Raw genomic sequence first — 13,112 nt, 5'->3', positions numbered from 1 at the left:
GATGACGATGATTGCCTATGCCTTTCTTCAGCATCAGCGCCTCAACAAGGCAAAGCGGGAAAAAAAGAAAGAGGCACGGCCCGCCTAAGCCGACACTGCCAGCTGTCCGGCGTGCCGTCATAGCCGCACTCTCAAACCACCATCCACCACAACGATGTCCACACTGCCGTATCAGGTTCCAAATGAACCTAAATTCAATTCTGCCAAAGTAGTGTTAGTGTCGAAGCTGCCGACCGGTTCACCGGCGCACAACGCCGACCTTTGCAAGAACCTCTTTGGGGATCGCATAGCGTTGGATGACGTCGCGGCCGTTTCGCAGGCCGCAGATTTCACGTTGAATGAAGAAGGCCCAGACTGCATCGGAAGCCCTGTCGACGAGGTTCTCGCGGTCTGCCTCGCTGTGGCGAGCCGCGTCCCACGCCCGCAGTTCCGCAAGCACGGACTCTACCTTCAGGCCATGGCGTCCAAGGGAGCTGGCGCGTTCGGACATGAGTTCGTATTCGAGAACATTGAACCCACCAGACGAGTTAAACTGCCTTAGAGATTGCGGCGGACGAAGGCTCATGGATGGATATCCTCTTGTCTGCAGGCAATGTTACCCGATCATGCCCGGTAGATCGATAGGCCAGGTCCACATAGCCTGTCTCGGCTTCGATACGGCGCATATCCTCGGCGCGAAGTGGCACCGCGACGCCTTGGTTGGCAGACATGCATTAATCGCATGCCGGCCATCTAGATCAGTATAAAATCTGCAGCCGAAATCCGAATGGTGCCCAAAAATTGCTGCGCGTCTCTGAGTTTCGTTGCGAATTAGCCCTCAGCCTGGGCGCAGTTCCGCATGCTAAAGTCTAAAAAACGTGCGATTGGCATGAAGCTATGCGCCAATCGCAACGGTGCAATGCCGGACCGGCACTGTTAAGCGGTGAGGCCAGATCTTATATCGCAACCATCGAAAACACGGCGGCGCCTGAATGGCAGCCGCTCCTTCAAGCCCGCAGAAAGGGGATGAACATGAACATCGCGCATTCCTTCAACAATTGGCGCAAGTATCGTCGCACCGTATCGGAACTTGGCCGCATGTCGAACCACAGACTGAACGACATCGGTATCGAGCGCGCCGATATCCAACGTATCGCTCGCGAAGCGCTCGCACAGTAATATTGAATTCTCTCACATCGTCATAGTGAGAATGTTTGGACGCCCGCTCTTATGAAGCGGGCGTTTTGTTTTGCCAGGATGGGCGCATTCTCATTAAACCGGTCGGCCGAAAATCTGGAAATATCCCCAAGCGGCCGCGAAAACCGCAATGACGACGAGGACGACAAGCAACTTGCGCAAACCAGGACGCGGTGTTTTGGGCGGCTTTGGTCTGCGAAACTGGATGACGTTGTCGTTCATTTGACCTCGGTTATCGGGCATTACGCAAGTTTCTCTCGCTTCAAATCCATAGGCCATTAATTAGAACTGTAAGGCCTCCGAGAGCAAGCCATTGCGAAACCCGCGGGCGTTTTGGCGCTTCAATGGTCCGATACCTGTCCGTCAGCAGACGCTGACGACTGGACGCGGCGAGCGATGAGGCTCCGCTCGGACCTCGCAATGCCCTGCGCCGCAGCAGCGGCCTTTGCCGCCGAGAGCGAAGAGCAGGCGCGTGCGCGTGTCGGTGATCTCCGCATCGTCAAGCTTTTCCTTCCCAACGGTCAGACGATCAATGTCGGCAGCGCCGAACAGGCCGCCGAATTCGCCCGCCGGGCCGGGGTCACCGACTACCGGACCGAAGAGATGGTGCCGAGCGTGCTGCACGGCACGACAGCGCCTGGGTCCCGCCAGCGGCATCTCGAGCCCGGCATTTCGTCGGGCAGCGCCTTCTTGGCGGCGGCAACCCAGCGCACCAGCCGGATTCAGTTGGGAACGGCGGTCATTCCGATCGGCTATGAAAGCCCCTACCGACTGGCGGAGGATCTTGCGACCGTCGACGTTCTGTCGCGAGGGCGGCTGAATATCGGCGTCAGCGCCGGGCGTCCGCCCCATGCCGATCTGATCGCGCCGCTGGTCTTCGACGGCGATTGGACGAGCAACGATTTTTCCCATGTTCGCGTCCTGCGCTTTGCCGACAATCTGCGCGGCACCCATCTTGGCGACGAGCAGACCTTCATCAAGACGCCGTTCGGTCCGATCCGGCCGCGCCTGCAGCCCTATGCCAAGGGGTTGATCGACCGAATCTGGTATGGCGGCGGGTCACAACGCTCGGCCGAATGCGCCGGGCGCAACGGCTTCAACCTGTTGACCGGCAATGTGATCTCGGGCGAGGGAACCGATGATTTCTTCCTCGCGCAGTTGCGCTTGGTCGAAACCTATCGTGCTGCCGCCGGGCCGGAGCGCCGTGTCGCGCTCGGACGCGTCATCGTGCCGATCGATAGCGCCGACGCGGTTACCCGCCGCCGGTATCTTGATTACGCAGCGGGCCGCTATCAGCGGACGCTATCGCCGCAGGGCGAGAAACGCACCCTCTTTGCCCGCGATATCGTCGGCACTTCGGATGACATACTGGAACGGCTCTTTGCCGATCCGCTGCTGCCGGAGGTCAGCGAGTTACGGCTGGAACTGCCTTACGAGTTCGAACATGAGGAATATCGCCAGATCCTCCATGACTTCGTCACGCGGATCGCGCCGGAACTCGGCTGGTCCACCGCGCCCCTGATTGCATCGGGCGGAGAGGAACGACGCTACGCCTGAGTTGCAGCGCGCAATGCATTGAAAGCGGCGATTCTTCCGGCAAGTCAACTCATCATACATGTGGGAAGTTTCCGTCTACAAGTTTGCCGCTCGCATGTGTTAGCATCAACTTGACATACGACTTCGCGCAGTGCTTTTCTCATCGCCGAAACCGATCAAGAGAGGTACCGACGTGGCCGTTCAGCCAAAGTCCCCGACTGAAGCCAAGTCGCAGACGCTGGTTGCGCGTCTTACCAATACGCTGCGTCGGGCTATTGCAAGCGGACAGTTTCCGCCGGGAAGCAAATTGCCGAGCGAATCGCAACTCACCGAGACCCACGGTGTCAGCCGTACGGTCGTGCGCGAGGCGATCGCCGCACTGAGGGCCGACCGGTTGGTCGAGGCGCAGCAGGGGGCAGGCGTCTTCGTGCTGGAGCAGGCGACGTTGCCGGTCCTCTCCTTTGGAAATCTCGATCAGGCCCGGGTGTCGTCCGTTATCGAGCTTCTGGAACTTAGAACCGCCGTGGAGGTCGAGGCTGCCGGGCTTGCCGCATTGCGGCGCTCGCCGGCGCAGGAGGAGACGATCTTCGAGCGGCATCACGCGCTCCGCGACTGTTTCAATGCAGGTGCTCCGACGAGTGAGGCCGATTTCGCCCTGCATCTTGCCATCGCCGAGGCGACCAACAATTCCCGTTTCCGGGAATTCCTTTCGATGATCGGGCCGCGGATCATTCCGCGCGCGGCCATGCGCGAGGGGGAACCCGAGCCCGATCAGGATGCCTACATCCTGTTGATCGACGAGGAGCATCGCCAGATCGTCGTTGCCATATCGAACGGCGATGAAGAGGGCGCCCGCGAGGCGATGCGCAGGCATCTGCGGGGCAGCCAGGAGCGCTATCGCGCGCTTCTGCGCGAACAGCGCAAACCTGTATGATGAGTTGTTGACAGGAAAACGTCATACATATATGACAACTCCTGCCTGAGGAGGCAGAAGAGGAATTCCTGATGACGCCACAAGAAATCAAGGCCGCGCTGGGCGCAGGCCTGTTGTCCTTTCCCGTTACGCATTTCGATGCGGAGGAGAAATTCCGCTCCGACAGCTATCAGCGTCATATCGAATGGCTCTCCGGCTATGATGCGCCGGTTTTGTTTGCGGCCGGGGGCACGGGCGAGTTCTTCTCGCTGTCCCCGAACGAGATACCGACCATTGTCAGGGCAGCCAAGGAGGCTGCGGGCAAGACGGCGATCGTTTCGGGCTGCGGCTTCGGCTCGCATGTCGGTGTCGAGTTGGCGCAGGCGGTCCAGAAGGCCGGCGCCGACGGCATCCTGCTTCTGCCGCACTATCTGATCGATGCGCCGCAGGAAGGCCTCTATACCCACGTCAAGCGCATCTGCCAGTCGGTCGATATCGGCGTCATGGTTTATAATCGTGACAACTCGGTGCTTTCGGTCGATACGCTGAAGCGCCTCTGCGACGAATGCCCGAACCTGGTCGGTTTCAAGGACGGCACCGGCGAGATCGGTGTGGTGCGGCAGATCACCGCCACGCTCGGCAACCGGCTGACCTATCTTGGCGGCATGCCGACGGCCGAACTCTTCGCCGAAGCCTATCTCGGCGCCGGCTTCACGACTTATTCCTCCGCCGTCTTCAATTTCGTGCCGGCACTTGCGGTCGAGTTCTACCGGGCGCTTCGCGCCGGTGAACGTGTGCGCTGCGAGACGATCCTGAAGGATTTTTTCTATCCCTTCATGGCCATTCGTAACCGCCGCAAGGGCTATGCGGTCTCTGCCATCAAGGCAGGCGTCAGGCTTCAGGGTTTCGAAGCCGGCAGGGTGCGGCCGCCTCTGGATGATTTGACTGTTGAGGAAGAGGCCATGCTCGACAAGCTCATCTCGCCCTGGAAGCGGTGAGATGGCGGTCGAATTTCGCACGGAGGGCAGGTGACATGCTGGTGCGCAAGCTCTCAGGCACTCCGCCTCGCATCGTCCTTCCAGACGGAACGGTAGACACGCAGATGCATATGTATCTGCCCGGTTTTCCAGCGCAGCCCGAAGGCCCCGATCTGCCGGCCGGCAGCCTGCCGACACCTGACCAATATCGCCAGGTCATGGACTGGCTCGGAATTGACCGCGTGGTAATCACGCAGGGCAATGCGCATCAGCGCGACAATGGCAATCTTTATGCCTGTCTCGCTGAAATGGGCGATATCGCCCGCGGCGTCGCCGTCATTGATGCCGAGACGCCGGAGGCGGAGCTCGACCGGCTTGCCGAGGCCCGCGTTGTTGGCGCGCGCATCATGGACCTTCCGGGCGGCGCCGTCGGTCTCGACGCGCTCGAAGCCGTCGATGACAGGGCAAGCGCGCGTGGCTGGATGCTGGCCGTGCAATTCGACGGCAGCCATATTCTCGAGCACGAGTCTCGGCTGGCGCGGCTGAAATCGCGCTGGGTGTTCGATCATCATGGCAAGTTCTTTTCCGGGGTGACGCCGGAGAGCCCGCAGATCGCGGCCGTGAAGCGGCTGATCGACAAGGGCAATTGCTGGTTCAAGTTCGCCGGCTGCTATGAATCCTCGAAGAGCGGCGGTCCCGCTTACGAGGATATTGCGGCCGTGGCGCGCGACGTGGCTGCCCATGCGCCGGAGCGTATCGTCTGGGGCACGAACTGGCCACACAATCTGGCGCGGCAAAACGCCGACTATCCTGACGACGCAACGCTAACGGACACGGTGCTCGGCTGGCTGCCGAGTGCGGACGCCCTGAGGCTTGCCCTCGTCGACAATCCCGAGGCGCTGTTTGGTTTTGCGCCGTTCGGGGGCGCAGTGCAGTGAGATTTCGGCCGGAACGAGGAGGTTCCGGCCTTCGTTGAGGAGGGGAGATCAATGAATATTGCCGGCATCTTGCGAGCCCAAAACGGCTGCGCCGCTGTTGGGCCGAACTCGGCACAGACCGGACCGGTCAGGCCGCCGTTGCCATTCCAAAAATAACCAGTGTTTTCAGCCCAGCCGTGACTTGGATATCCAGGCACGCAAGCGGGCAGTCGTTCTTGTTTTGTAATTAGGAAAGAGGGAAACAATGAAGCGCAGCACCAGAATCATCACGACCGCATTTGCCGGCCTTCTCGCGCTCGGCACGTTCACGACGGGACAGGCTCGTCAGTTCCGTTCAGCCGACGTGCAGGCGCCGGATTACCCGACCGTCAAAGCCGTGCAGTACATGAGCGATGAGCTCAGCAAGGCGACCAGCGGCAAATATACGATCAAGGTCTTCCCGAATTCGCAGCTCGGCAGCGAGAAGGACACCATCGAGCAGGTCAAGCTCGGGGCGCTCGACTTCATTCGCGTCAACTCCGGAACGCTGAACACCATCTGCCCGGCGATGATGGTGCCGGTCCTGCCGTTCCTGTTCCACGACAAGGCCCAGATGCGCACGGTTCTCGACGGACCGATCGGCGATCAGATCCTGGCGGATTGCGATGCTCACGGTCTCGTTGGCCTCGCCTTCTACGATTCAGGCTCGCGCTCCTTCTATACCACCAAGCCGGTGCGCAAGATGGAGGACCTCAAGGGTCTGAAAATCCGCGTGCAGCAGTCCGATATCTGGGTCGCGATGATGAAGGCGCTCGGCGCCAACGCCACGCCGATGCCGACGGGCGAGGTCTTTACCGGGTTGAAGACCGGGTTGATTGACGGCGCGGAGAACAATTGGCCAAGCTACTATAATTTCCATCACTACGAGCTCGCCAAGTATTATTCGCTGAGCGAACACTCGATGGCCCCGGATGTCCTGCTGATGTCGAAGCGCGTCTATGACAGCTTCACTCCCGAAGAGCAGGCGCTGGTACGCAAACTCGCCAAGCAGTCTGTCGTCTATATGCGCCAGCTCTGGGATGCGATGGAAACAACGTCGGAGGAGAAGGTGAAGCAGGCCGGCGTCGAGGTCATCCCGCTGGACAAGGCGCCCTTCGAAGCCGCCATGCAGCCGATCTATGACCAGTTCGTCACCGATCCGGCCCTCAAGGACATGATCACCCGTATCAAGGCAACGAAATAGCGAAGTTGCCGGGGGCGCGGTCGCGCCCCCGCATCGCCTTCGTCCGGCGTCCACAAGACGCCGAACAGCGCTAATCGATTATCAGCATTCAATGGTCAATCCGAGGAGATAAGCATGGGCGCGCCTATGCATGCACTGCCGGCAGATCCCGCCGCGCGTTCGGAAGCGGTCCGTACTACCACCAACACCACGGGCATGCTCGGCGCTTATTTCACCTTTCATGCGTGGCTCTCGCGCATCTGCCTCATGATTGCGGTCGTCGGGACAATTCTGATCGTTGCAGCCGTCCTCTATCAGATCTTCGGGCGTTACGTGCTCAACGACTCTCCGGCCTGGACCGAGATATTCGCGCTCGTGGTCATTCTTTACGTCACCTGCCTGGCGGCAGCGGTCGGTGTCCGTGATGGACGCCATATCGGCATGGACTCGCTCCTCAATTTTGCGCCCGAGGGTGTTCGTCTGGCGGCCGAGATCATCGTCTATCTTGGTATGATCGCTTTTGGCCTGTCGATGGCCTGGAGCGGCGGCGAACTCAGCATCGAGATGGCGCCTTACATCAATCCCGGCCTGCCGATTTCGCAGGCCTGGAGCTATGTGCCGCTTGCGGCCGGCGGCGTGCTCATTGCCCTCTTCGCCGTCGAGCGGATCGTCGCCGCCGTTCTGAAAATCAAGGTTATCCCCTCATGGCATTGATCATTCTCTGCTCAGTCTTCGTTGGCGGGCTGGTGCTCGGCATGCCGGTCATCTTCGCCATCGGCCTGTCCTCGATTGCCACCGTGCTCTACGAGGGGCTGCCGCTGGCGGTCGTCTTCCAGCGCATGGCGTCCGGCATGGGCACCTTTTCCTTCCTCACCATTCCGTTTTTCATCTTCACCGGCGAGCTGATGATGTATGGCGGCATCGCCGACCGGATCATCCGCAGCTCCAAGGCGATGGTCGGCCATGTACGCGGCGGCCTCGGCATGACCAATGTCGTTGCCTGCACCATGTTCGGCGGCGTTTCCGGCTCGCCTGTCGCAGACGTTTCCGCGATGGGCTCGGCCCTGATCCCCCTGATGAAAAAGGAAGGGATCGATGCGGACTATGCGGTTAACGTCACCACCTATTCCTCGCTTGTCGGCGCGCTGATGCCAACCAGCCACAATATGATCATCTATTCGCTTGCCGCCGGTGGTCTGGTGTCGATGAACGCCCTCATCATGGCAGGCGCTATTCCGGCGCTCATCCTGACCGTTGCCAACGTGCTGACGGCCTATTTCGTGGCGCGCACCCGCGGCTACAGCCGCGGCGAGTTTCCGGGTTGGATCGAGGTCTGGCGCAGTCTCGCGGCCGCGGTTCCCGGCCTTTTCATCATCGTCATCATTGTCGGCGGCATTCTGTCCGGCGTCTTCACTGCGGCGGAAGCCGGCGCCGTTGCCGTCCTCTACGCGCTGCTGCTGACGATTTTCGTCTATCGCAGCCTGTCCTTCGAAAACTTTCTGAAGGCGGTTGCGAAGGCGACCAAGACTACGGGCGTCGTGCTGCTGCTGATCGGCATCTCGACCATGTTCGGTTATCTGATGAGCATTTACGGTGTTGCCGACATGGTCGGCGAGGCGCTCAGCCATGTCAGCACGCAGCCATGGGTGATTTTCATCCTGGTCAACATTGCGCTGTTCATCTTCGGCATTTTCCTCGACATGGCCGCGCATATTCTGGTGTGCACGCCGATCTTCCTGCCGATTGTCACGCAATATGGCATGGATCCGGTGCAGTTCGGCATCATCGTGCTCTTGAATTCGACCATCGGCCTCAACACCCCGCCGGTCGGTGCCGCCTTCTATCTCGGTTGCGCTATCGGCGAGGTGCCCGTCAGCAAGGTGATCCGCTCGATCTGGCCTTTCATGGTCGCTCTCTGGACCACGCTCATGATCGTCACCCTCATCCCGGAAACCTCGATGTTCATCCAGGATCTCTTCCGGTAGGCCGATCGGCAGCTGTCAGGCTTATCAGGCCAGGGTCAAGCCGCCCTGGCCTGCGCTTTCTTTTGCTGCCTCTCGCCGGTTCACTGCCCATGGCATGATATTCCCGACGTTTGGGCGGCGGGCGGAAGACAACTGCGAAGATCGTATCCGATCCTGTAGAAAAAGCTGCCCACGGGTTCGCCATGCTTCTTCACCTGTTGCTCCTTGATTTCGGTTAGCCGGGAAAACAGCGGATCAAGAGACGCCCGTTCCAGATCGCCTCGTTTCAGTCCAAAGAGGATGACGTTGCGCCCTTGCAGGTCGGCTGGGTTAAACCAGTAGCCGTACATTAAGCTATCCTGACCGAGCGCGCCCCGTCCCACGGAGGTCTGAACGGCATCATCATCGGCGCGATTGTAGAAAGCGATCTCGCTGGCGACGAAATACTTGTCCATGCCGGCCAGCAGCACCTGCTTACCTGTTTCCCGCTCCACGCTTTGTTCGATCAATCCTGTTTCGTGACCGAATTCCTGCCATGCAACCGGCAGTGTGCGGATGTTGCCGAAGTGACCGACCATCGGAAATCCGAGGACGAGATAATGCAGGCCAAGCCCGTAGCTGACGAGCATGGTCATCACGGTCGGAACCCATAGCCGCCGCAATAGGCCATCGAATTTCGAGATGCTGCTGCCGGCTGCGACGATGGTTGCAGAGATCGAGGGCAGAAGGGCCAGCCAGAGCGGCCCCGTCCAATTCAGCTTGACCTCGTGAAACAGGCTGAATGCGACGAAGACCAGCAGAGGAACGATCGTATAGACCTTGATGAAGAGCGATCGACGGGCCGCCTCGGCGTCCGCATTCGTCGCGAACGTCACGCTGTTTCCAGACACCAGGGCGGCTACCGCGGCCACCAATCCCAATGGCGTCAGCAGGATCGCGATGCTGGTGACGAGGGACGGAAGGGAGAAGGTCGTCGTGCTCTGCAGCCGGTCCGCGCTCTGGAATGCGAACGACGCCCAACCATGCGTCGCGTTCCAGTAGATCACTGGTGAGAAGAGCACGACAGCGAGCGCGGCGGCGAGATAAGGTTGCGGCCGCCGCAGCCAAAGGCGCGCTCTGGTGTCGAGAAGCAGGAAGATCAGCGTGGCGGGGCCGAGGAGTGCGATCGTATATTTGGAGAGCATTCCGAAGCCGACACAGAGGCCGACGCCCCACCAGGCCCGGCGCTTTCCCGCTATCAGCGTGCGTTCCAGAAAATGGAGCGTTCCGGCCCATGCTGCCGTCAGGGGCACATCCGGCATCATCATGAAACCGGTAGAAAAGAAATACGGCAGGATGGCGATAAGCAGTACGCTGACGAATGCTGCCGACTTGCCGAACAGATGGCGCGAGAAGCGGAAAACAAAGAAGCCGGTCACGATCCAGGCGAGATAGGCGCCGATACGGACGCCAAATCCCGTGTCCCCAAACAGGCTCGTTCCGGCCGATATTAGCCAGGCAACCATTGGCGGATGGTCGAGATATCCGATGTCGAGATGCTGGGCGTAGTTCCAGTAATAGGTTTCCTCCGGCACGAGATCGACAAGCCCGAGGAACACCAGCCGCAATGCGAGAATATAGCCCAACACGCCGATTGCCGCCACGCGCCATCGGACATCGGATGGCATGCGCGGGCGCGCATATGGGAAGACGAAGAATGCGTTACCGAGATAATTGACGATGGCAGCAGCCCCGACCCCGAGAATGATGGCGGCCTGAGGCGGCCATCCGAGAAGCTCGACGGCGCCGGCGAGCGCGCCGCCCCGCAAGGCGAAAGCAAGCAGGCAGATAGTCATGAAGCGGATGTAACGTCGCCAATCCCGTTCATGAGGCCGCGGCCCGTCACTTGCAAAGGCCCATCTGGAATTCAGGATGTAATTGGAGATCGTCGCGACGGCGAAGCTGACGAGATGGGCAGTCACCAAACTGAACCCGGTCCCGAAGAGAATCTGAAAGATCAGCAGGTCGAGGGCGAGGCCGATGAGGCCGACGCCGGCAAAACGCGTTGCGTTGCCAAAGGAAACCGCGCCTCCGGCAAGGACCATCAGACGGCGGGCATAGTCTATCATATGCCCCCATCCGATCTTCGTTTGGCCATGCACTCGATCGCGAAAGATGATTGGGACCTCGATCAGCCGAAGCGCATCGCCGCCTTCGGCGATGATTTCAAGGCCGATCTTGAAGCCGATTGCCGTCGGATCGATCGCCAAAAGCCGCTCCTTGCGCACGGCAAAGAACCCAGACATCGGATCCCGCATATCGGTCAAGGGCCAAGCCAGGGCGCCGCCGAGGCGGGAGAGCAGCCGGCGGGAGCGCGGCCAATCGGGGGTGGCGCCGCCCGGCACGTATCGGCTTCCGACCACCATGTCGCTGGTCCCATCGAGGATCGGCCGAACAAGGTTGCGGATCTGGTCCGGCGGATGGCTGAGATCGGCATCCATGACCACCACGATGTCGCTGCTGGCGTATCTCGCAGCCCAAAGCACATCTCCCGCCAGACCTCCTTTGCCGCCTGCGGAAATGAGCCTGACGGGCGCCTTGCCATCCCATGCCCGGACCCGCTCGACCGTGCCGTCGGTCGATCCGCCGTCGGCGATCAAGACCTCTAGCGCGAGGTCGCCACCGGATTGCGAAAATAGCGAGGACAGGAGAATGTCGACGTTGTCGGTCTCGTTGAGGGTCGGAATGACAACGGAAATGGATTGCTGATGTCTTGTTTTGTCGTCAGCATCGAGCTCGGAGACGAGAGCTTTGCCGGCCGACTTTTGTGACCAATCCGAAATACTGCGCGAATAGTTCACAGGCTTACAAACGGTGACAAAGCGCCGGAGCGTGGACGCGCCAGAACAGCCGTCAATGGGTTCAATGGGGCCTGCGCGCCCGAATAGTAACTTTGCGTCTGCACTTGCTTCATGAGAGGTCGCTTCCTGTTTCAATGGGGCGCGACTATCGGCAATGACGCTGACAGCCACCTGAAGACTGTTTTTAAGTCTTTGCTGAAGCGCCAGGACTGAAGTTGCGTCGAGCAGCCGACCGCATTCAGCCCGAGTATTCGCAGGTCAGGGTCATTCAAAAGCCATAAAGATGAGGAGGGTTGCGAGGGTACAGACAGATCAAGTCTATCTTTGCCACCCATCGGCCAGCATGTCTGTGACAGCAGCTTTTCAGCTTCGATGAGTTGTGCGCGCCGGAATGGGTTTTAATCCACCGGACCTGAATGAGTAGGTTCGCCGCGACCAAAGCAAATCTGCGAGGTTCAATGCGATGCACCCCATCACAGACCGTGCTCCAGTTTCCATTATCATCTCGAACTACAATTACGCACGCTTTCTGCCGCGCTGCATCGACAGTGCGCTGGAGCAAAGTTACGACAATACGGAAGTCATCGTCGTCGACGATGCGTCGACCGATGACACGGCCGATGTCGTTGCTTCCTATGGATCCCGAATTAAGACCTGCCTGAGAGAGAAGAACGGCGGGCACGCGGCGGCGTTCAATACCGGTTTTGCGGCAAGCCGCGGAGAGATCGTCCTTTTTCTGGACGCCGATGACTATCTTTACCCGAACGCCATATCCGAGATCGTCGACGCCTGGGAAGATGATGCCGTCCAGATGCAGTTCAGACTGCACATGGTCGACGAAGACATGCAGGTCAAGGACGTATTTCCGCCTCCGGAGCTCCCGTTCGACTCCGGCGACGTTACCCCACAACTGCTGCAGAGGGGACGCTATCAGACCACCGTCACCAGCGGCTTGGCTTTCAAACGCTCGGCTTTGGAGGTGGTCATGCCGGTTCCTGAGACGGATTTCCGCCAAGGCGCCGATGGCTATCTCGTCACCGTAGCGCCCCTCCATGGCAAGGTTACGTCGATAGAGTCCTGCCTCGGAGCCTACCGCATCCATGGTTCCAATCACTCCGTCTTTGCGGAGAAGCTTGGCCAGCGTGCACGCTGGCGAATGCAGCATGACTTCCATCGGATCGACGCCTTGTCCGATCAGGCGGCCGAGATCGGCCTGAAGGTGCCGGAGGATGTCAATCTCCACGATCCCGTTCATTTGGAAGAGCGTCTGGCATCGCTGACCATGGACAAAGCCCGGCATCCCATGGTCAGCGATTCCAGATTTGCACTCGGTACGGCCGGTGCCGTCGCTAGCCTGGAAATGAATGCATCCTTGCGACGGCGTGCGGTGCTGGCGGCATGGTTTCTTTCCGTCGGCGTCCTTCCCGGCCGCATGGCAAAGGCTATCTTGTCGTGGAAACTCGTCGCGTCGTCCCGGCCTGCCTTCCTGTCGCGCCTTTCCAAGACCATTCGCAACGCCATCGGATAGGTTCTGGACTGCCTGGGATCAAATCCGCACGTGGCGCAA

At 59.9% G+C, this 13,112-nt stretch carries 11 protein-coding genes and 1 pseudogene; 9 read left to right on the top strand and 3 right to left on the bottom strand.

Annotation, left to right across the window (positions count from 1 at the left end):
* Positions 1-238: 238 nt before the first annotated feature.
* Positions 239-565, bottom strand: coding sequence for a DUF6665 family protein (locus tag QDY28_RS28895; RefSeq protein ID WP_331384687.1), 327 nt, complete (start codon positions 563-565; stop codon positions 239-241).
* 446 nt (positions 566-1,011) lie between these two features.
* Between QDY28_RS28895 and QDY28_RS28890 the strand changes: the two genes are divergently transcribed.
* The gene (locus QDY28_RS28890) at positions 1,012-1,158 is read left to right on the top strand and encodes a DUF1127 domain-containing protein (RefSeq protein WP_331384686.1); all 147 of its coding nucleotides are present in this window, start codon (positions 1,012-1,014) and stop codon (positions 1,156-1,158) included.
* A gap of 381 nt (positions 1,159-1,539) precedes the next feature.
* On the opposite strand, the gene QDY28_RS31125 is transcribed toward QDY28_RS28890, so the two are convergent.
* Positions 1,540-1,800, bottom strand: coding sequence for a hypothetical protein (locus tag QDY28_RS31125; protein ID WP_442967611.1), 261 nt, complete (start codon positions 1,798-1,800; stop codon positions 1,540-1,542).
* A gap of 5 nt (positions 1,801-1,805) precedes the next feature.
* Between QDY28_RS31125 and QDY28_RS28885 the strand changes: the two are divergent.
* The 7 genes and pseudogenes from QDY28_RS28885 to QDY28_RS28855 form a co-directional block, all read left to right on the top strand.
* Positions 1,806-2,733, top strand: a pseudogene (locus QDY28_RS28885) (LLM class flavin-dependent oxidoreductase); the annotation flags it as partial.
* A gap of 172 nt (positions 2,734-2,905) precedes the next feature.
* Positions 2,906-3,646: a FadR/GntR family transcriptional regulator gene (locus QDY28_RS28880; RefSeq protein WP_331384684.1), complete on the top strand. Its 741-nt coding sequence runs from the start codon at positions 2,906-2,908 to the stop codon at positions 3,644-3,646.
* Positions 3,647-3,717: 71 nt separating this feature from the next.
* Positions 3,718-4,623 carry a 5-dehydro-4-deoxyglucarate dehydratase gene (gene kdgD / locus QDY28_RS28875; RefSeq protein WP_331384683.1) on the top strand — a complete coding sequence of 302 codons (906 nt, stop codon included), beginning with the start codon at positions 3,718-3,720 and terminating at the stop codon, positions 4,621-4,623.
* Between the two features lie 35 nt (positions 4,624-4,658).
* On the top strand, positions 4,659-5,540 hold the full coding sequence (locus QDY28_RS28870) for an amidohydrolase family protein (protein ID WP_331384682.1): 882 nt from the start codon (positions 4,659-4,661) through the stop codon (positions 5,538-5,540).
* 244 nt (positions 5,541-5,784) lie between these two features.
* Positions 5,785-6,762, top strand: coding sequence for a TRAP transporter substrate-binding protein (locus QDY28_RS28865; RefSeq protein ID WP_331384681.1), 978 nt, complete (start codon positions 5,785-5,787; stop codon positions 6,760-6,762).
* A gap of 114 nt (positions 6,763-6,876) precedes the next feature.
* A complete protein-coding gene (locus tag QDY28_RS28860) occupies positions 6,877-7,455 on the top strand; it encodes a TRAP transporter small permease (protein WP_331384680.1) in 579 nt (192 codons plus the stop codon).
* Positions 7,446-8,726 carry a TRAP transporter large permease gene (locus tag QDY28_RS28855; RefSeq protein WP_331384679.1) on the top strand — a complete coding sequence of 427 codons (1,281 nt, stop codon included), beginning with the start codon at positions 7,446-7,448 and terminating at the stop codon, positions 8,724-8,726. Before QDY28_RS28860 ends, QDY28_RS28855 begins: the two co-directional genes overlap by 10 nt.
* An 80-nt stretch (positions 8,727-8,806) precedes the next feature.
* On the opposite strand, the gene QDY28_RS28850 is transcribed toward QDY28_RS28855, so the two are convergent.
* A complete protein-coding gene (locus tag QDY28_RS28850) occupies positions 8,807-11,545 on the bottom strand; it encodes a glycosyltransferase family 39 protein (RefSeq protein WP_331384678.1) in 2,739 nt (912 codons plus the stop codon).
* A 463-nt stretch (positions 11,546-12,008) separates the two neighbouring features.
* Between QDY28_RS28850 and QDY28_RS28845 the strand changes: the two genes are divergently transcribed.
* The gene (locus QDY28_RS28845; protein ID WP_331384677.1) at positions 12,009-13,073 is read left to right on the top strand and encodes a glycosyltransferase family 2 protein; all 1,065 of its coding nucleotides are present in this window, start codon (positions 12,009-12,011) and stop codon (positions 13,071-13,073) included.
* The last annotated feature ends 39 nt before the right edge of the window (positions 13,074-13,112 follow it).

Origin of the sequence: Rhizobium sp. BR 362, from assembly GCF_036528765.1 — a bacterium.
Taxonomy (GTDB): domain Bacteria; phylum Pseudomonadota; class Alphaproteobacteria; order Rhizobiales; family Rhizobiaceae; genus Rhizobium.
This window is presented reverse-complemented; position numbering and strand designations above follow the sequence as displayed.

Bases quoted from the DNA above. Each gene is read 5' to 3' on its own strand.
- QDY28_RS28860 (WP_331384680.1), top strand. From the start codon at position 6,877: ATGGGCGCGCCTATGCATGCACTGCCGGCAGATCCCGCCGCGCGTTCG.
- QDY28_RS28895 (WP_331384687.1), bottom strand. From the start codon at position 565: ATGAGCCTTCGTCCGCCGCAATCTCTAAGGCAGTTTAACTCGTCTGGT.
- QDY28_RS28865 (WP_331384681.1), top strand. From the start codon at position 5,785: ATGAAGCGCAGCACCAGAATCATCACGACCGCATTTGCCGGCCTTCTC.
- QDY28_RS28845 (WP_331384677.1), top strand. From the start codon at position 12,009: ATGCACCCCATCACAGACCGTGCTCCAGTTTCCATTATCATCTCGAAC.
- QDY28_RS28870 (WP_331384682.1), top strand. From the start codon at position 4,659: ATGCTGGTGCGCAAGCTCTCAGGCACTCCGCCTCGCATCGTCCTTCCA.
- QDY28_RS28855 (WP_331384679.1), top strand. From the start codon at position 7,446: ATGGCATTGATCATTCTCTGCTCAGTCTTCGTTGGCGGGCTGGTGCTC.
- QDY28_RS28890 (WP_331384686.1), top strand. From the start codon at position 1,012: ATGAACATCGCGCATTCCTTCAACAATTGGCGCAAGTATCGTCGCACC.
- kdgD (WP_331384683.1), top strand. From the start codon at position 3,718: ATGACGCCACAAGAAATCAAGGCCGCGCTGGGCGCAGGCCTGTTGTCC.